We start from the raw sequence: 18,084 nt of genomic DNA, 5'->3' as shown, positions 1-18,084 counted from the left end.
TATAAATCGACCGCAATACGCTGATCAACACTCTGCCGGCGCCACCATATGGATGTGCGCAATCCCGTCCTCATCATAAATTTCACCGACCGCTTCAAACCCGAATCGACCGTAAAAGCGCTGCAGATGCGCTTGCGCACCGATCTTGATGGCGCTACCGGGAAACAAGCTGGCCGCTTGCGCCATCGCCTGTTGCATCAGTTCATGACCGGCGTTGGATCCGCGCAAAGCCGCCGCGGTCACTACCCGCCCGATCGACGGCTGCTCAAATGCCAAGCCCGGCGGCACGATGCGGGCGTATGCCGCCAACTCGCCATCCGGCAGATAGCCGAGGCCGTGCCATGCATGCGGATCGAGGCCATCGGCATCCTGGAACAGGCAAGCCTGCTCCAGCACAAAAACCCGCTGCCGCAATTGCATCGCTGCATACAACTGCAGCGTTGTCAGTTGCTGGAACGGCAGCCAGTGCCAGTGCAGCATCGAGTCGCGGTTCTTTCCGTTTGACATATTTATCTCCAGCGTCATACGCAGTTTGGGAGTGAACAAAGCGCGAATTGTACTGCGGCTTGCCGCACGGCAGCGGGGCGTAGCGGCCACACCGACCACCCAACACCCTGTTAAAGATGCCAGTGAGAAATTCTCGTTTACATTTTAAATGCGAATCATTACTATTCGCATTAACAAAATTTACCATGGGGAACAAAATGGTTCATCACAATATCCTGGACAGCATCGGCGAGACTCCGATCGTCCGCCTGTCCCGCTTGTTCAACGATCCGCGCTGCGAGGTCCTGGCCAAGCTGGAGCTGGCCAATCCCGGCGGCAGCGTCAAGGACCGGCCGGCGCGCTACATCGTCGAGCGCGGTCTGGCCGACGGCTCGATCCCGGCGCATGCGCATATCGTCGAAAGCTCCTCTGGCAATCTGGCGATCGCGCTGGCCATGGTGTGCCGCATCCACGGCCTGTCTTTCACGGCGGTGGTCGATCCGAAAATCTCGCCCACCAATCTGAATATCATTCGCTGCTACGGCGGCCAGGTCGACATCGTTACCGAAAAAGATAGCCAGGGCGGTTACCTGGAAACCCGCATCAAACGCGTCAAGCACCTGCTGCACGAGCTGCCGGGATCGGTATGGATCAACCAGTACGCCAATGAGCGCAACTGGCAGAGCCACTACCACGGCGAAGGCGAGGAAATACTGCGTCAGCTGGACCGTCCGGCCGACTACCTGGTGCTAGGGGTCAGCACATCCGGCACCTTGCACGGCGTCACCCGTCGCTTGCGCCAAGCCTGGCCGGACCTGAAAACGGTCGCCGTCGATGCGGTCGGCTCGGTACTGTTCGGCACCCCGCCCACTCCACGCGACCTGCCCGGCATCGGCGCCAGCCGCGTGCCCGAACTGTTGCAGCGCGACGAAATCACGCAAGTCATCCACATCGACGACTACCAATCGGCGATCGGCTGCCGCCAGTTGGTCGAGCGCGAAGGGATTTTCGCCGGCGGCTCGTCCGGCTCGGTGATCGCCGCCATCCAGCGCCTGTCCGCCGAGTTGCCGCGACCGGCGCGCATCCTCACCATCCTGCCCGACCGCGGCGATCGCTACCTGGACACGGTCTACGACGACGACTGGCTGGCGCGCATGCACCAACGCCACTTGACCCGCATCAGCGGAACTTCCATCCACGCCAATACTGGACAAACAGCATGAGCAACAATATGACTACCACCTCCTCAACTGCTACCCCAACTGCGCCGCAACTGCTGTATCTGAGCCGGGCCGACCTGGTCGCGCTCGGCGGCGCCACTTCGCAACCTTACGTCGATGCGATCGGTGCCGGACTGGCGGCGCACGCCCGCGGCGACTACGTGCAACCGCTCAAACCCTATCTGCGCTGGGACGGCGCCGACCACATCGCCGACCGCATCATCGCCATGCCCTGCTATATGGGCGGCGAGCAGGCGGTGGCAGGCCTGAAATGGATCGGCAGCCGCCAGCACAATCCGGCCCGCTTCGGATTGGAGCGCGCCAGCGCCGTGATTGTGTTGAACGACGCTCAAACAAATTACCCAATCGCACTGATGGAAGGCGGACTGATCAGCGGCATGCGCACCGCAGCCATTACAGCCGTCGCCACTCGCCACCTGGCGCGCAGCGGCTTTAGTGAGGTCGCCTGCATCGGCTGCGGCCCGATTGCGCGGATGCAGATGCTGACCTTGCTGGAGCAGTTCCCGGCGATCACCAGACTGCATCTGTTCGACCTGTCGCCGGCGGCCGTCGACGCCCTGGCCAGCACGCTGGCCGAGCGCTTCCCCGCCGTCGCCTGCATCCGCGCCGTCTCGGCCGAAGCCGCCGTGCGTGCCTCCGAGGTGATCGTCACCTGCACCGTGGCCGACGCGCCCTATCTGCATTTCGACTGGCTCAAGCCCGGCACCTTCGTCAGCAATGTCTCGATCATGGATGTGCACAAGGATGTCTATGAGAAGGCCAACAAGGTCGTGGTCGACGATTGGGAGCAATCCAATCGCGAGAAAAAAATCATCAACCAACTGGTGCTGGAAGGCCGCTTCAGCCGAGAACGATTGCATGCCGAACTTGGCCAGATCGTCATCGGCGAAAAACCCGGCCGCGAAAGCGATGACGAAATCATCCTGCTCAATCCGATGGGCATGGCGCTCGACGACCTGGTGTGCGCGCGCCACTTCTACCAGTTGGCGCAAGCGGGCCAGGTCGGCACCCGACTGCCGCTGTACGGCTGAAGCCCATGCATTCCACGCATCCCTATCAGCAACGGCTGGCGCAGGACCTGTTCGACGCACTCTGGCTGGAAGACCTGTACGGCTTTCGCAGCCGGTGCATTTTCCATCCGCCGGCCGCTGGCAACGACGACGCAGCGGTGCTGGAGGTGGTGTTGGACGCCGAGCGCTCGCTGCACTGGCACGGCCGGCCGGCTAGCGGCTTGCGGCCGTTCCGGGTTGCTAGCCGCCCTGCCGTGTTGCATACCGCCACCCTCAAGCTCGAGCTGGAACTGGTCAAGGCGGTCGACACCTTGCAAAGCGCAGACTGGTGGCAGGACCGGAGCGGCCGCTGCGCCCGCTTCTTCCGTTTGGCCGAACGCCAGGCGGCGCACGCCGCCGAACACGAAGCGCGCATCCTGGCGCGGCTGGCGGCCGCACCGGAGCAATTACTGAGCTGGGAAGCCTTGAGCTGCCTGAAAGACCGGCCGTTCCACCCACTTGCGCGCGCCAAGGATTGGGGCAACATCGACGCCACCTCCTATTCTGCAGAAAGCACGACGGCGCTGACGCTGCACTGGGTCGCCGTACCACGCGATCAAGTGCGCGGAACCGACAACGCCGGCCAGCCGCTAGCGGCAACCTTGCTCGACCCGGCGCAACAAGCCGCGCTGCACGCCACAGCCCACGCTTGCAATGCCGCCGGCGACGCCTATTTATGGCTAGCGGTGCATCCATGGCAATGGAGCTGGTTCAAGCGCAACGCAGCAGCATCGGTGCTGAACGCCTGCGTCGACCTCGGCAGCGGCCCGGGCACGGCGACCCCGACCGCCTCGCTGCGTTCGCTCGCCGTCACCGGATGCGGCGCCACCCACCTCAAACTGGCGCTCTCGGTCAACGCGCTGGGCGCGCTGCGCACGCTGCCGCCGCGCTATCTGCACAACGGCATGCTGGCCAGCGCCTGCCTGCAACAGCTGCGCCAGCGCGACCCCTGGCTGGCCGCGCATCTGTCCTTGTGCGACGAGGATCGCTGGTGGGCGCTGTCGCAAGAAAATACGCTGGCAGCCGAACCGGGCCAACTGGCCTGCCAGATCCGGACTTACCCGACGCCGCCCGCTGCCACGCTGATCCCGATGGCGGCCTTGCCGGTGCAAGCCGCCAATGGCACGCTGCCGGCGTTCGAACACCTGCTCGCCACCGCCGATGAAGACGCAGCCTGGACATTATTCGGCACCATCGCCCGCATGCTGCTGGAGCTGAGCCTGCGCTGCTTGGCGCATGGCGTGATGCCGGAACTGCACGGACAAAACGTGCTGCTGGTCTGCCGCGGCCGAGACGTCGGCGGGTTGCTGCTGCGCGACCACGACACCCTGCGCATCTGTCCGCCGCTGATGCAGGCCCAAGGCGTCACGGTGCCGGCTTACGAAATAGATCGCAGCACGCCCAACACGCTGGAACTGGACAGCCCGCAGGCGCTGCTAGCTTATCTGCAAACGCTGGCGATCGAGGTCAACCTGTACGCCATCCTGGCGGCGCTGGCCGAACGCTACCGGCGCGACGAGGCGCATGGCTGGCAGCTTGTCCGCAGCGCTCTGGAAGATTGCCTGGCATGCGTGCCGCTGCCGCCGCACATCGCCTCTGACATCCGCAGCCTGCTGCTGGACGCCGCCGACTGGCCGTTCAAGCAAGTACTGGCGCCGCTGCTCGGCCGCGCCAGTTTCGGCACCGGCATGCCTAGCGCGATGGGCCGCATCAACAATCCAGTCAGTCATCCGGCATGAGCGCCAACTCCCGCAACCTGGTGCTGCTGCTGACCTGCCAGGCAGTGACCACGCTCGGGCTGATGATGCTGGTGCCGATCATGCCGCTCTACATCGCCACCCTGCTGCCGGTCGATGCGGTGGATGCCGTCAGTGCCGCGCGCTGGAGCAGCCTGGCGCTGGCGGCGCCGGGACTGGGCACGCTGTGCTTCGCGCCATACGCCGGCCAATGGTGCGACCGCTTCGGCTATCGCCGCATGCTGCTGGTGTCGCTGATAGCGTTCATGATCAGCATGCTGCTGATGGCATTGAGTCCCGGGATTGCCGGCTTCATGCTGGGCCGGCTACTACAGGGCATGAGCACCATCGGCGTGGTGCTGACCGCCTTCATCGGCCATGTCAGCAGCGACCATTCACGCGGACGTTCGCTGGGTTTGCAGGAAAGCGCGGTCGCCTGCGGTGCGCTGGCCGGTCCGGTGTTGGGCGGCATGATGCTGGATTACTGGTCGCTAAAGCCGCTGCTGACCGCCAGCGCATTGGTGACCGGCGTCGCCGGCGCGATCCTGTGGAGCCAGCTGAGCGAGCCGCCAAGGACGGCTTCCTCAAGCCACGTGCAGTTCGCCGGTTTGCGCAGCGTGCTGGCCGCGCCCGACCTGCGGCGCTGGATGCTGGCTGCCTGCCTGGTGCAAGCCGCCGTATTCGCCTTGATCAATGTGTTCGCCCTGTATATCGCCGCCCGCTTTCCGCATGCCGGCGCGCTGGCCAGCAAGACCGGATTGCTGCATGCGTTGGGCTGGCTGGCCACCATGCTGACCGGTCCGCTATGGGGCCATCTGAACGATCGCGGCGACCCGCGCCGAAATTTCATGCTGGCGGCCGGCGCTTGCGCGCTGTGCATGGCGTTGTTGACCGGCGTCGATCAACTTTGGCTGGCAGGCTTGCTGCGCGTGATTCAGGGCGGATGCTACGCGGCGCTGATGCAGTCGATGTTGTTGGCCTGTAGCCGCCAGTTGCCGGCCGCGGCCTATGGCCACATCACCGGCATCAGCCGCAGCTTCATGGTGCTCGGCCAACTGCTGGGGCCGCTGCTGATCATGATGTTGCTGCCGCTACTGGCGCCGGTCCAGCTGCTGTGGCCGGTGGCAGCCCTGTTCCTGAGCGCCGGCCTGCTGGTCCGCCGCAACCGCCAGGCAGTCTCAGTGTCTCCTGTCCAAAATTAAAGAAAGGATTTCGATGTCTTCCCACTTGCCGCAACTGGCTGCGGTCGATCGCCGTCTGCTGGAGCAATACCTGAACACCTATTGCCGCGAAACCGCCTGCTTCGACCCGCGGGTCATTTCAAGCGAAGCCGATCCGGCAGCTCTGCGGACGCAGTTCACCGCCTGGCGCGCTGCCGGACTGATGCCGTATCTGCTGTCGTTTGCCCCAGCCGACATACAACTGGCCGGCGCCTTCAGCCATTTCTCGGCTATCGGCTACCACCGGGTGGCGCCGTTCGCCTGGATCGGCCGCAAGGATAGCCGCGATTGGCAGCCGCTGAACGACGCCGCGCCGCTGATCGACATGATCGCCGATGCGCTGCCTTCAGGCTGTCATCAGCGTCGCGAGCGTCTGAAGGGATTGATGCACAACAGCGTCGACAAGGTGCGCCGCTTCCATCGGCATCCGCCGCCGGCGCCGCGGTCCGCTTTCGTGGCAGCCGAACAGGGACTGCGTTTCGGCCACATTTTCCATGTCACATCCAAGGCTTCCGACGGCTTCAGCGAACAAGACATGCAGCGCTACGCGCCGGAGCTGGGCGCTTCGTTCCGTCTGCATTATTTCGCGGTAGCGGCCGGCTTGCTGGAAGTGCGCGGCGTCAATCGCAAAGCGATGCCGATCGATCCCGAGGCCGCCCGTTTCGCCCGGGATTTGCTGATCGACGGCGAGTACCGGCTGCTGCCCTGCCATCCGTGGCAAGCCGATTATTTGCTGGGACTGCCGGAAATCGACGCACTGATCAAAAATCGCTCGCTGATCGCGCTCGGCCCTCTGGGCGAAGTCGCCTGGCCGACGTCCTCGGTGCGCACCGTGTGGCTGCCGGCCCAGAACCTGTTCCTCAAACTGTCGCTGAATATCCGCATCACCAATTTCGTCCGCAACAATCCGACCGAACATGTGACGCGGGCGCTGGATGCCAGCCTGGCGCTGTCGCTGTTGCCGCCACAGGCACGCGAGCAAGCGGCGTTCCAGATTCTGCCGGAGCTAGGCGGCCAGACCTTGAAACTGGCGGATGAAGCACTGCGCGCGGCATGCGCGGTGGTGTACCGGCAAGCGATGCCGGCAGCCGCGGCCGAACAGATCCAGGTGCTCGCGGCACTGCTGGAAGAACCGGCCGAGGGCGAAATCCCGCTGCTGAAGCTGCTGCGCCAGGCGGCCGAGTCCGGCAGCCAGCCGCTCGATCAAATACTCGTGCGGCAATGGTGGCAGCGTTACCTGGATGTCTCGCTGATGCCGCTGCTGCAGCTGTTTGCCGACTACGGCATCAGCCTGGAAGCCCACTTGCAAAACGTGATGGTGGCCTTCGATCAAGGCTGGCCGTTGCGCGGCTACGCGCGCGACATGGAGGGCGCCAGCATCAGCCGCCAGCGCTTCCCCTTCCTCGAGCAGCTGGCGGCCGACAGCCCGGCGCTGTACGACGAGCAACAGGCCTGGCATCGCTTCCAGTATTACGTGCTGGTTAACCACATCGGCCACCTGATCGCCTGCCTGGCGCGCACCGGCCTGATCCTGGAAAACACGCTGTGGCAGGACACGGCGCAGCGCTTGCAAGCAAGCGGCCTGCCGCTGGCGCAGCAACTGCTGCAACAAGCCACGCTGCCGGCCAAGGCCAATATGCTCAGCAGCTTTCAGCAACAGGGCGAACGTCCGAGCTGGGTCACGATCGCCAATCCGCTTCATCAATTTCAAAGGTAAACCGATGCAGCCACACGAATATCAAAGCCTGATCGACAGTCCGGCCTATCGACTAGCCAGCCGCCGGGTGCTGCGCCAATTGCTGGAAGCGCTGTTGTTCGAGGACGCCTTGCCGCATGCCGCATGGCAGGCCGACACCCTGACGCTGGCGGGCCGCTGCAGCGACGGCAGCGCCGTCAGCTATCAATGCCAGGTGCTGCGCACTTTCAGTTTCGACCGCATGCGGGTGACGACGCCGCTGCTGCGCTGTCACGGCGATGAGCAAACCGAAGAAGCCAGCGACCCGGCGTTGTTCCTGGCCGAAATCGCCCCCTGGCTCAACGCCGATACGGTCCGACTGGAACAGTTTGCGGCGGAACTGCTGGCAACCCAGATCAAGGACGCGCAGACGCTGCATGCGCGTGCCGGCAAGCTGCTGCGCGGAGCCGACTACGATACGCTGGAAGCGCGCTTGAGCGATGGCCATCCCTATCACCCGAGTTATAAATCGCGGCTCGGTTTTACGCTGGCCGACAATGCCGCCTACGCGCCGGAACTCGCCGGCGGCGTGACGCCGCTGCTGCTGGCAGTGCGCCGCGAGCGCTGCCGCTTTGCCTTCAGCACCATGTTGGACCAGGACGCGGCGGCAAGCGCTCTGCTGGACCACGCCGATGCTCAACATTTTCACGATGAATTGATCCGGCGCGGCTTGCGCCCGCAAGACTATCTGCCGCTGCCGGTCCATCCCTGGCAATGGAACGAGGTGGTCCTGCCCGCCTATCATCAAGCGCTGGCGCGCGGCGAGTTGCTGGCGCTGGGGCCGCTGCAGGCGCGCTATCTGCCGCAGCAGTCTATCCGTACTTTGAGCAACGCCAGCGAGCGCCGCCAACTGTCGCTCAAGCTGTCGATGAACCTGGTCAACACCTCGACCTCGCGCGTGCTGGCCCCGCACACCGTGCAGAACGCGGCCCCCATCAGCGATTGGCTGCGGACGCTGGTAGCGAGCACCGACTGGCCGTCGCCGCTGGCGCGGCCGGTGCTGCTGCGTGAAGTGGCCGGGGTCAGCTTCAGCCCGCAAGCCCCGGCCCACGGCCAGTACGGCGCGCTGGCATGCATCTGGCGCGAAAGCGTGCACAGTCATTTGCTGCCGGGCGAGGCCGCAGTGCCGATGACCGGCGTGCTGCACGTCGACGCCGACGGCCTGCCCTTGATCGATCCTTGGGTCCAGCGCCACGGTCCGGAGCGCTGGCTGCAACGCTTGATCGAACGGGCCTGGTTGCCGGTGTTGCATTTGCTGTGGCGGCACGGCACGGCGCTGGAATCGCATGCCCAGAACATGATCCTGCTGCATGCGGACGGCTTGCCGTCGCGGGTGGCGCTGAAGGATTTCCACGACGGCGTGCGCTTCAGTCCGGCACTGCTGTCCGGCCCGCCTCCGGCACTGACCGCGCCACCAGCCGAACACGCCCGCGTCAATCCCAACTCCTTCCTGCAAACCAGCGATGCCGACGAGTTGCGCGACTTCACTTTCGACGCCCTGTTTTTCGTCAACCTGGCGGAACTGGCATGGCTGTTCGCCCGCTTCTACGAGATGCCGGAAACCCGCTTCTGGCAAATCACCGGCGACGTGCTGCGCGCCCATCAGCAGCGCCACCCTGAGCAGGCGGCGCGGTTCGCGCTGTTCGATTGCTTTGCCGATGCGGTCGCGATCGAGTTGCTGGCCAGCCGCCGCTTCCAGCCGGAAATCCGCCTGCGCACCCGGCTCGCGCCCAATCCGCTGGCGCGCATTGGGGAGCCGCCATGTCGCTGAAAACCCGGTTGCAAGAAAACAAGCCACTCTACGGCCTGTTCTGTTCCACTCCCGCCGCCCTCAGCGTGGAACTGATCGCGGCGGCCGGTTACGACTTCGTGCTGATCGATCTGGAGCACACCTTGATCGGCCCGGAACAGCTGGCCGCGATGCTGCTGGCGGCGCGCGCCGGCAACATCGCGGCGTTGGTCCGGGTAGCTGCCCCGCATCAAGTGGCGCAGGCGCTGGATGCGGGCGCCGAAGGCATCGTGTTCCCGCGTATCCGCTCGCCGCAGGACGCGCAGCAGGCGGTACGCCTGTGCCATTTTTCGCCAGTCGGCGAGCGCGGCTTGAACAGCACCTGGCACAGCCGCTACGGCCGCGACGACCTGGCGGCGGCGATGCATGCGGCCAATGCCCGCACGCTGGTGGTGGCGATGATCGAAGAGCTGGACGGCTTGGCGCAGGCCGCTGCCATCGCCGCCATCGACGGCATCGACGTCTTGCTGGAAGGCGCGGCCGATCTGTCGCAAGCGCTCGGCCTGCCCTGGCAAACCCGCCATCCGCAAGTGATGGCGGCGCTGGCGCGCATACGGCAAGCGGCGCAAGCGGGCGGCAAGGTTTTCTGCGCGCTGCCGCGTTCACCGGAAGATTTCGATGCGGCCTATCAGGACCGGGTGCGCATGTTCATCCTCGGCGACGACCGCGGCATCGCCCGCCGCGCGATGGCCGCACATCTCAGCCAACACCAAGTAAAAGACCTATGAAACAGCAACTGTTACGTAATTTCCTGGACAGCCGCACCGAACCGGTGTGCGCTTATGTGTACGATCTGGCGCATTTGCGCCGCCGTGCCGAACGGTTGCGGCAAGCGCTGCCGCCGCAATGCAGTTTGTTCTACGCGATCAAGGCCAATAGCGACGCCCCTATCCTGCAAGCGCTGCTGCATCGCACCGACGGTTTTGAAGTCGCCTCGTTAGGCGAAGTCGAGCGGGTGCGCGCCATCGACCGCAGTGTGCCGATCATCTTCGGCGGCCCCGGCAAGACCGATGCCGAACTGGAAGGCGCGCTGCAACAACAGGTGATGTTGATCCACATCGAAAGCGAGCATCAATTGCGCCGCCTCGACTGGATCGCGCGCCGCCGCCATCAAGTCGCCGACGTCCTGTTGCGGGTCAACCCGGCCCAGCTGCCGCAAGATGCCAAGGCGACCTTGCGCATGGGTGGCGAGGCGACCCAGTTCGGCATCGACCAGGCGCAGATTCCGGCCATGATCGAATTGGCACTAAGCCTGCCCGGGATTCGGCTCAAGGGCTTGCACCTGCATGCGATCTCCAACAACCTCGATGCGCAAACCCACCTGGCGGTGCTGACGCATTACCTGACGCTGGCAGAGACCTGGCAACAGCGTTATCAATTGCAATTCGAATGGCTCAATGTCGGCGGCGGCATCGGCGTCAACTATGGCGTCGACCATGCCGAACCGCAAGCCCAGTTCGACTGGGAGCGTTTCTGCAACGGGCTGGCGGCATTGATCGCGACGCACCGGCCCGGCTATAAGATGATCTTCGAATGCGGCCGTTTCATCACCGCCGATTGCGGCTATTACCTGGCCGAGGTGACCGACGTCAAGACCACCCACGGCAAGCACTTTGCGATTTTGCGCGGCGGCTCGCACCATTTCCGGCTGCCGGTATCGTGGCAGCACGATCACCCGTTCACGGTGCTGGCGCGCGAGGCCTGGCCCTATCCGTTTGCGCGTCCTGCCGTGCAAGACGCGCCGATCACGCTGTGCGGCGAGCTGTGCACGCCGAAAGACACATTGGCGCGCGACGCCCACGTCGCCCGGTTGCGCGCCGGCGATTGCGTCGCCTTCCTGCTGGCCGGCGCTTACGGCTGGCACATCTCGCATCACGATTTCCTCAGCCACCCGCATCCCGAACGGGTGTATCTGGATGGGTGAACAGACCTGAATCCGGCAGCCGGCCTTTTCAAATACCCTATAAAATGTTGCCTTAATTAAATATTTAAACCATCAATGCGATCTCTTTTTTGACCACCACGCGCCACGATTGCCGTTACCGGCTTGAACCATGACTAAGCTCAAACCTTCGCCCATGCTGAACTTACAGCCGCTCCATCTGGTCCGGCTCGACCTGATCCGCCCGAACGAACAGCATCATCCCGAGCACGCGCTGATGCTGGCCGATACCATCCTACGCGAGCAGCGCTGGCGGGTCCCGGTCACGTTGGAACGTCACAGCCTGGCCGTCATGGATGGCCATCACCGGCTTGAAGCGGCGCGCCGGCTCAAGCTGAAACTGGTGCCCTGCCTGTTGCTCGACTACAGCCAAGTGGAAGTCAGCGCTTGGCGTCAGGACAGCCAGGACTACCTGGTCACGCCGCAAGAGATCGTGCGGCGTTCCGCAAGCGGCGAGCTGTACCCGCCCAAAACCACCCGCCACCGGTTTCCATCGCCGCTGCCGGACTGCGATATTTCGCTCTCGCTGCTGGGGCTGGAGGGCAGTCTGTAGGGCACCTCTAAAAACCGTAGCGAGCGGCCCAAGGTCGGAGCGAGAAGCGGAGTCGTACGGCTGTACGGCGAGCATCGAAGCTCTGAGATTGGGCCGCGCAGTAGGTTTTTCGAGGTGCCCGTAGTCAGCTCCAATTTCACTTCGTATTACATACTCACTGGCCGTACAGCAATCAGCTTAAACGTCATTACGCAGCATTTTGGTTTGGCGGTCGCATTACAGAAGGATTCATTGATGTCGCAATTTCGTTTTACCGTTTTGGCCAGCGCATTTTCACTGGCGTTTTCAGCACCGCATGCAAACGCCCAAACTCCCACCAAAACAGATCAAGCAACACCAGCCTTGGCACCAATAGAAGTAACGGCGCAACGCACCAAAAGCGATTTGATCCGACCGACGCGTCAGGTCAATGTGATCGAGCACGACGAGCTGGATGAGCTGCGTCAGGGCTCTGACAGCTTCGCCACACTGTTGAGCAAAATCGTGCCCGGCATGGCCGACTCCAGTCACACCGCGACCGACTTTGGACAAACCCTACGCGGCCGCAACCTGCTGGTGCTGGTCGACGGCATCCCGCTCAATACCAACCGCGATTCGGCGCGCAACCTGGCCAGCATCAATCCCGCCAGCATCGAAAAGGTCGAAGTCCTGCGCGGCAGCAGCGCGATCTACGGCAGCGGCGCTACCGGCGGCATCGTCGCCGTCACTACCCGCCCGGCCGGCGGCGCCCCCCATGCCGAAACCACGTTTTCAGTGTCCTCGCCGCTATCCCGCTTAGGCCAAGAGGGACTGGGCGGCGAGATCCAGCATTACCTCTCCGGCAGCAACGGCGCTATCGACTACGCACTCAACGTCGATTTGGAACATATCGGCGCTTCTTACGACGGTCGCGGCAACCGGCTGGCGCCGGAACCCAGTCAAGGCGACCTGTTCGACAGCAATGCCGGCAGCATCGGCGGAAAAATAGGCATGCGCATCGACCGCGATCAGCGTCTGCAATTCGCGGCCAGTCATTACGACGTCAAGCAGGATACCGATTACGCGTCCGACCCCGCAGTCGCCAAACTGACCCCTGGCAGCGCCACCGCGCGTCCGCTCAAAGGCTTGCAACTGGCGGATCAAAACCGGATTAAAAACACTCTGTTAAGCGCCGACTACCAGCACCAGGATGTGCTCGGCAGCGCCCTGTCCGCCCAGCTGTACTACCGCGATTTTTTCACCCGCTTTACCCCGTTCGATGCCCGTGCGGTGGCGACCCGCGGCAACAATGTCGATCAAGTGATGCAAAACTCCAGCGTGCTCGGCAGCCGGCTGACGATCAACACCCCTTTGACCTCCGACCAGAAAACCAAATTGACCTGGGGCGCGGACTTCAACCAGGAACGCAGCGACATGCCGGACGATATTTTCGATCCGAAAGCCTACGATGCCAGCGGCGGCACAGTGTTTAAAAAGACCGGCACCGTGACCTATATGCCATCGCTGACCACGCGCAGCATCGGCGGCTTCGGTCAACTGCAACATAAGTTCAGCCAGCAATGGTCGGCCGAAGGCGGCCTGCGTTATGAACGCGCCAACGCCAGCTTCGACGACTTCATCCCGCTGTCGCAATATCGCGCTGCCAAACCGCAAGCGGTCAAAGGCGGCTCGGTCGCTTACAGCGCATGGCTGCTGAACCTGGGCGCGGTGTACTCGCCGGTCAAGCAGCAAGAGTTTTACGCCTCGTTCAGCCAGGGCTTCCAGCTGCCGGACATCGGCCTGCAAATCAGGAACGCCACGCCGCAATTCAAGCTCGCATCGTCCGCCCTGGAACCGGTTAAAACCAACAACTATGAATTGGGCTGGCGCGGCGCATTCGGCAACCTGCTGAGCTCGCTGGCAGTGTTTTACACCACCTCCAAATTGGGCGACGTGCAAAGCTTCAACAATGGCCTGATCCTGACCCGTACCGGGGAAAAGATTCTGGGGGTCGAAGGCAGCCTGGATTATTTGCCGGAAGATTCGGCCTGGGGCGGCGGCGGCACGATGACCTGGATGCGCGGTCGCGAGCGGCCGCAAAACAGCGCCAGCGACCAGATCATGAGCGGCTACCGCATCCCGCCGCTGAAGCTGACCGGCTACCTTCAATACAAGCCGAGCAGCCGCTGGAGCAATCGCCTGCAAGCCACCTACTTTGCGGCGCGCGATTATCGCCTGGACGGCAAGACCGGTTTCGGCCGCAGGCAGGTCAGCAGTTATACGACGCTCGACCTGATCAGCCGTTACCAGCTCGGCAAACAGGATATGGTCAGCGTCGGCGTCGAGAACCTGCTCAATCGTTATTACACCCCGCTATACAGTCAGCTGATGCGCAACAGTAATAACACCAGCCGGCTGCCTGCCACGGGGGCGGTGCTGAAGGTGGGTTATAGCCATGTTTGGTGAGTGCGGCGAATCAGCCTGGGGGATGCCAATACCAAAAGAGCGCGACTTCTCGCGTATCGCGCTTGAGCCCTCGGTACAAGTCCTGATCGAAGCCTTTTAGCGCAAACCCGCAACTGGCGTAAAGCCGGCATGCGGCGACATTGTTGCTCTGGGTTTCCAGCATGACGCCGGCCAGCTGCTCTTGCTGCGCCCATTCGATCGCACGCAGTACCAGTGCCCTGCCGACGCCGAGCTTGCGGGATTGCCGGTCGACGACGATGTTGTCGATATGGGCATAGCCGTTCCAGTGACGCGAGAGCTCGATCTGCCCCGCCAAGCGATCCTCGACATAAGCCAGGAAAACCGCATCCGCCGGCTCATCCCCGTCGTCGGGTTCAGGGTCGTCGGCGAGATAGCTTTTTTCGTAGGGCGTCACAGAGATCACGTCATAAGCCAGCTGCTTGCCATCGAATTTCAGGACCAGCTCATGCTCAACGAGAAAAGTGCCGTCGCAGCGATTGATATCGCCCATTCGGCTTGCGCTTGTTTGAATGACTTTAAGCATGAGGTTCAACGATTTGCTTGGTGTATTTGCAATATTTGATTGCACCTGGATTGTTCAACTTATTTTCTCCAATCGTCAAAGTCGTTTCAATATTTTCGGTTTCGCTAGTGGGCTGTAACAGTGGATTCGGGAGTGAAAGGCGCGTACCCGGCGTGCAGGGCAAGGCGTACAGCACAGCGATCGCAGTTGGGGGAAACGAAGCGCGAATTGTACTGCGGCTTGCCGCACGGCAGCAGGTGCGCAACCGGCCTTTTCAAATGCCCTATAAAATGTTGCCTTAATTAAATATTTAAACCGTCAATGCGCTCTTTGACCGCCGCACTAGCACCACGATTGCCGTTACCGGCTTAAGCGTCGCCCAACAGACCAAAAAATCAAACATGAAAAGCGGCACCACCATCATCGTTGCCTGCAGCGCCGTATTCCTGGCGCAGCTAGGCATGACCATTTATCTGCCGGCGCTGCCGACGATTGCGCAAGACCTGCAAGTCCCAGCCCCACAGACGGCACTGGCACTGGCTGCGTATCTGATTGGAACGGCGCTCACCATGTTGTCATGGGCCAGCTTGGGCGAGCGCTGCGGTCGCAAACCCGTATTGCTGGCGGCCTTGGCGCTGTATGGGCTCACCAGCGCCGCATTGCCGGCAGCCATTGGCATTAAGTCGTTTATTCTGCTGCGCCTGATCCAGGGAATCGGGTCCGGCGGCGTTTCCGTCATGGCCCGCGTCCTGATACGCGACAGTTTCAGCGGCAGCATGCTGGCCAAAGCCTTATCGTGGCTGTCGATTTCCTTTGTGGTTTCGCTGGGGATTGGACAGTACCTCGGCTCGCTGCTGCAGGCCGGTTTGGGCTGGCACGGGATATTTTATGTACTGGCCGGCGGCGCCCTGCTGCTCATGTTGATATTGCTGCGGATACCGTTTGCTGCCGTACCAAGAAAGGAACCGGCGCAAGCGTCCTGGCGTATCTATGCCGCCATCCTGTGTCACGCCGGTTTTCTGCGTCCGGCTTTGGCCGGCGGGCTCGGGTACGCAGCGATCACCGCCTTCAACACCTGCGCTCCGTTGATCTTGCAAGGTCAATTTCATTGGACGGCAAAAGACTACGGGCTTTTGGGCTGGCCGATCAGCGCCGCCTATTTTTTGGGTGCCATCGTCGTTAACAAATTCGTCTTGAAAATCGGCCGGCAACGCTTGATGACATTGGGAATCGCGTTGATGCTGTGCGGCAGCGGCACGATGATCCTCGGCAGCCTGTTCGGCACAGCCTTAGCCGTCAGCTTATGGCTGCCCTACTGTCTTGCGATATTCGGGCAAGCCATGAATTATCCGATCAGCCTGTCCATCGCCAACGACGATTCTCCGGTGCACGGCCCGTATGCCATGGCTTTGTGCGGGCTCCTGCACCAAGTGATTGCAGCGGCGATAGGGAGCCTTGCCAGCCTGCTTCCGCACCAGCATGTCTGGCCCTTATCTTTAATGAACACGCTGTTGGCGCTTGCCGCGTTGATGTGCGTTGTGTTCTCTGGCGGGGCGGCGATTGAAAAGAGAAAGCTCGGCGCTTACATGTAACAAGCTGCATTCTGCCCAAGCCGCACCGCAGCAGCATTTTATTGACACACGCCAACACGCTGACCTAAGATCGCGTTCACTTTATCCGGTCTCAGCACTTGCATTGCTGCTCTACCACACGCCGTCCTTCACCCACTCACAGATCCCCATGCCGACACCACTCTCGTCCCGCTCAACTCTTACGCTGGCGCTGCTCGCCGTTTGCGCAGGCGGCGCCGCACTGGCCCGCCCGGCCGCTGCGGCCAACGCCGAATCGCGTATTACCCAAGTCAAGGTCTATCCCGGCAGTGCGACGGTCGAACGCGTGGCGCTGGCGGCTGCGGGCAGCAAGACGCTGACCTTCAACTGCCTGCCCGCCGCGCTCGACGTCCAGAGCCTGCAAGTGTCGGCCGACTCCGCCGTGCGCATCGGCGAAACCTCGGTGCTGACCGAGCCGCGTGCGCGCTCGGCGGCTTGCTCGACCAACGCGCTCGACAGCCGCATCCGCGAGCTCGAAGACCAAAAGGCCGCGCTGCAATCCGAGAACGACGCGCTGGAGCTGGTCAAGGGCTATCTCAAAAACATCTCGGCTGGCGGCGGCGCAACTGTGCCGACAGCCCGCACCGCAGCCGATGCCAAGAGCGTCAGCGCGATGGCCGACACGCTGCGCCGCACCGGGCAGGACTCGCTGCAAAAACAATATGTGATCAAACGCCGGCAAGCCGAACTCGACCGCCAACTCGAGCCGATGTTGGCCGAGCGCGCACGTTCGCACAGCGATGACGGCGAGGTGGTGGCCGTGACCGTGACGCTGGCCACTGCCCACGACGCCGAGGTCAAGCTCAGCTACCAGATCAGCGGCCCCGGCTGGATCCCCACCTACCGCGCGCTGCTCGACACCACCACCCGCAAGCTGCGGCTTGAGCGGCAAGCGTTGGTGGCACAGGCCACGGACGAGGATTGGCGCGGCGTGAAGCTGGTGCTGGCCACCGGCCAGCCGCGGCGCGACACGACGGCCCGCCTGCCCAGGCCGTGGAACATCGGCATCGAGCCACCGCCTCAGCCGCATAAGAAGGGGGACTTTTCCGATTTCAAAGCGGAAGCAGCCTTCGCTGCTGCTCCCGCCCCTGTCGCCCCATCTGGCCGCATCAGGGCGGTCATGCCAGAGCGGCTATTCGACGTCTCGGTATTCCAAGGCAGCTTCGCCACCGAGTTCAGCGTGCCGAATCCCATCGACGTGCCGTCGAACGGTCAGCGAGTCAGCGTCGCGCTCGGCCAGCATGAAGACACGGTCAAGCTCGCGGTGCGCACCAGCCCGCAGGTCGAGGCCAGCGCCTTCCTGATCGCCGATATGAAACCGCCTGAAGGCGTGTGGCCGGCCGGTCCGTTGCAGCTGTATCGCGACGGCGCCTTCGTCGGCAGCTCGCAATGGGCGCCGCCGACCGAGCAGCACGTGACGCTGTCCTTCGGCCGCGACGAGTTGGTGCGAGTGCAGGTCGAGCCGGAACGCGATAACCAGGGCACTGCCGGTTTTGCCGGCATGCGCGCCGAGCGCAAGCTGCAGCGCGGCTACCTGGTCGAAAACCGCCATCGGACGCCGATCGCCGTGCAGGTGCTGGAAGCCGCCCCGGTCGCGGTCGACGAGCAAGTCCGCATCACCGCACAGTTCGCGCCGCAACCGACTGAACGGGACTGGAACAAGCAGCCCGGCATGATGCTGTGGTCGCAAGACCTGGCGGCCGGCCAGACGACGCACGTGGGTGCCGACTACACGATCAGCTATCCGAAGGATGCGCGCTTGCAGATGCGGTAAAA

At 63.0% G+C, this 18,084-nt stretch carries 14 protein-coding genes; 12 read left to right on the top strand and 2 right to left on the bottom strand.

Annotation, left to right across the window (positions count from 1 at the left end):
- Positions 1-24 precede the first annotated feature (24 nt).
- On the bottom strand, positions 25-507 hold the full coding sequence (locus ACFPM8_RS11385; RefSeq protein ID WP_378997660.1) for a GNAT family N-acetyltransferase: 483 nt from the start codon (positions 505-507) through the stop codon (positions 25-27).
- A gap of 197 nt (positions 508-704) precedes the next feature.
- Between ACFPM8_RS11385 and sbnA the strand changes: the two genes are divergently transcribed.
- The 10 genes from sbnA to ACFPM8_RS11335 all read left to right on the top strand — a co-directional run bounded on the left by sbnA (position 705) and on the right by ACFPM8_RS11335 (position 14,175).
- A complete protein-coding gene (sbnA, locus tag ACFPM8_RS11380; RefSeq protein WP_378997659.1) occupies positions 705-1,709 on the top strand; it encodes a 2,3-diaminopropionate biosynthesis protein SbnA in 1,005 nt (334 codons plus the stop codon).
- An 8-nt stretch (positions 1,710-1,717) separates the two neighbouring features.
- Positions 1,718-2,758 carry a 2,3-diaminopropionate biosynthesis protein SbnB gene (sbnB, locus tag ACFPM8_RS11375; protein WP_378997658.1) on the top strand — a complete coding sequence of 347 codons (1,041 nt, stop codon included), beginning with the start codon at positions 1,718-1,720 and terminating at the stop codon, positions 2,756-2,758.
- 5 nt (positions 2,759-2,763) lie between these two features.
- Positions 2,764-4,515 (top strand): IucA/IucC family protein, encoded by a 1,752-nt coding sequence (locus ACFPM8_RS11370; RefSeq protein WP_378997657.1) that lies wholly within the window; start codon positions 2,764-2,766, stop codon positions 4,513-4,515.
- A complete protein-coding gene (locus tag ACFPM8_RS11365) occupies positions 4,512-5,714 on the top strand; it encodes an MFS transporter (protein WP_378997656.1) in 1,203 nt (400 codons plus the stop codon). The genes ACFPM8_RS11370 and ACFPM8_RS11365 overlap by 4 nt, the downstream gene beginning before the upstream one ends.
- A 13-nt stretch (positions 5,715-5,727) precedes the next feature.
- Positions 5,728-7,449 carry an IucA/IucC family protein gene (locus ACFPM8_RS11360; RefSeq protein ID WP_378997655.1) on the top strand — a complete coding sequence of 574 codons (1,722 nt, stop codon included), beginning with the start codon at positions 5,728-5,730 and terminating at the stop codon, positions 7,447-7,449.
- 4 nt (positions 7,450-7,453) lie between these two features.
- Positions 7,454-9,238, top strand: a complete 1,785-nt coding sequence (locus ACFPM8_RS11355) for an IucA/IucC family protein (RefSeq protein WP_378997654.1) — start codon at positions 7,454-7,456, stop codon at positions 9,236-9,238.
- Complete coding sequence (locus tag ACFPM8_RS11350; protein WP_378997653.1) at positions 9,229-9,984, top strand: HpcH/HpaI aldolase family protein; 756 nt, start codon at positions 9,229-9,231, stop codon at positions 9,982-9,984. The genes ACFPM8_RS11355 and ACFPM8_RS11350 overlap by 10 nt, the downstream gene beginning before the upstream one ends.
- A complete protein-coding gene (locus ACFPM8_RS11345; protein ID WP_378997652.1) occupies positions 9,981-11,180 on the top strand; it encodes a type III PLP-dependent enzyme in 1,200 nt (399 codons plus the stop codon). The genes ACFPM8_RS11350 and ACFPM8_RS11345 overlap by 4 nt, the downstream gene beginning before the upstream one ends.
- 130 nt (positions 11,181-11,310) lie before the next feature.
- Complete coding sequence (locus ACFPM8_RS11340) at positions 11,311-11,751, top strand: ParB N-terminal domain-containing protein (RefSeq protein ID WP_378997651.1); 441 nt, start codon at positions 11,311-11,313, stop codon at positions 11,749-11,751.
- A gap of 234 nt (positions 11,752-11,985) precedes the next feature.
- Positions 11,986-14,175, top strand: a complete 2,190-nt coding sequence (locus tag ACFPM8_RS11335) for a TonB-dependent receptor (RefSeq protein ID WP_378997650.1) — start codon at positions 11,986-11,988, stop codon at positions 14,173-14,175.
- Between the two features lie 10 nt (positions 14,176-14,185).
- Here the strand turns inward: ACFPM8_RS11335 and ACFPM8_RS11330 are convergent, their stop codons facing one another.
- Positions 14,186-14,686, bottom strand: a complete 501-nt coding sequence (locus ACFPM8_RS11330) for a GNAT family N-acetyltransferase (RefSeq protein WP_378997649.1) — start codon at positions 14,684-14,686, stop codon at positions 14,186-14,188.
- A 413-nt stretch (positions 14,687-15,099) separates the two neighbouring features.
- On the opposite strand from ACFPM8_RS11330, the gene ACFPM8_RS11325 reads away from it, so the two are divergent.
- Both ACFPM8_RS11325 and ACFPM8_RS11320 read left to right on the top strand, forming a co-directional pair.
- Entirely contained in the window at positions 15,100-16,290 is a 1,191-nt protein-coding gene (locus ACFPM8_RS11325; RefSeq protein WP_378997648.1) for an MFS transporter, read from the top strand.
- Between the two features lie 148 nt (positions 16,291-16,438).
- Positions 16,439-18,082: a DUF4139 domain-containing protein gene (locus ACFPM8_RS11320; RefSeq protein ID WP_378997647.1), complete on the top strand. Its 1,644-nt coding sequence runs from the start codon at positions 16,439-16,441 to the stop codon at positions 18,080-18,082.
- Positions 18,083-18,084 lie beyond the last annotated feature (2 nt).

The sequence above is a fragment of the Paraherbaspirillum soli genome (genome assembly GCF_042654985.1).
Lineage (GTDB): Bacteria > Pseudomonadota > Gammaproteobacteria > Burkholderiales > Burkholderiaceae_D > Paraherbaspirillum > Paraherbaspirillum soli.
This window is presented reverse-complemented; position numbering and strand designations above follow the sequence as displayed.

Excerpts from the sequence above, each read along its gene's own strand:
- ACFPM8_RS11385 (WP_378997660.1), bottom strand. The coding sequence starts at position 507 with ATGTCAAACGGAAAGAACCGCGACTCGATGCTGCACTGGCACTGGCTG.
- sbnA (WP_378997659.1), top strand. The coding sequence starts at position 705 with ATGGTTCATCACAATATCCTGGACAGCATCGGCGAGACTCCGATCGTC.
- sbnB (WP_378997658.1), top strand. The coding sequence starts at position 1,718 with ATGACTACCACCTCCTCAACTGCTACCCCAACTGCGCCGCAACTGCTG.
- ACFPM8_RS11370 (WP_378997657.1), top strand. The coding sequence starts at position 2,764 with ATGCATTCCACGCATCCCTATCAGCAACGGCTGGCGCAGGACCTGTTC.
- ACFPM8_RS11365 (WP_378997656.1), top strand. The coding sequence starts at position 4,512 with ATGAGCGCCAACTCCCGCAACCTGGTGCTGCTGCTGACCTGCCAGGCA.
- ACFPM8_RS11360 (WP_378997655.1), top strand. The coding sequence starts at position 5,728 with ATGTCTTCCCACTTGCCGCAACTGGCTGCGGTCGATCGCCGTCTGCTG.
- ACFPM8_RS11355 (WP_378997654.1), top strand. The coding sequence starts at position 7,454 with ATGCAGCCACACGAATATCAAAGCCTGATCGACAGTCCGGCCTATCGA.
- ACFPM8_RS11350 (WP_378997653.1), top strand. The coding sequence starts at position 9,229 with ATGTCGCTGAAAACCCGGTTGCAAGAAAACAAGCCACTCTACGGCCTG.
- ACFPM8_RS11345 (WP_378997652.1), top strand. The coding sequence starts at position 9,981 with ATGAAACAGCAACTGTTACGTAATTTCCTGGACAGCCGCACCGAACCG.
- ACFPM8_RS11340 (WP_378997651.1), top strand. The coding sequence starts at position 11,311 with ATGACTAAGCTCAAACCTTCGCCCATGCTGAACTTACAGCCGCTCCAT.
- ACFPM8_RS11335 (WP_378997650.1), top strand. The coding sequence starts at position 11,986 with ATGTCGCAATTTCGTTTTACCGTTTTGGCCAGCGCATTTTCACTGGCG.
- ACFPM8_RS11330 (WP_378997649.1), bottom strand. The coding sequence starts at position 14,686 with ATGGGCGATATCAATCGCTGCGACGGCACTTTTCTCGTTGAGCATGAG.
- ACFPM8_RS11325 (WP_378997648.1), top strand. The coding sequence starts at position 15,100 with ATGAAAAGCGGCACCACCATCATCGTTGCCTGCAGCGCCGTATTCCTG.
- ACFPM8_RS11320 (WP_378997647.1), top strand. The coding sequence starts at position 16,439 with ATGCCGACACCACTCTCGTCCCGCTCAACTCTTACGCTGGCGCTGCTC.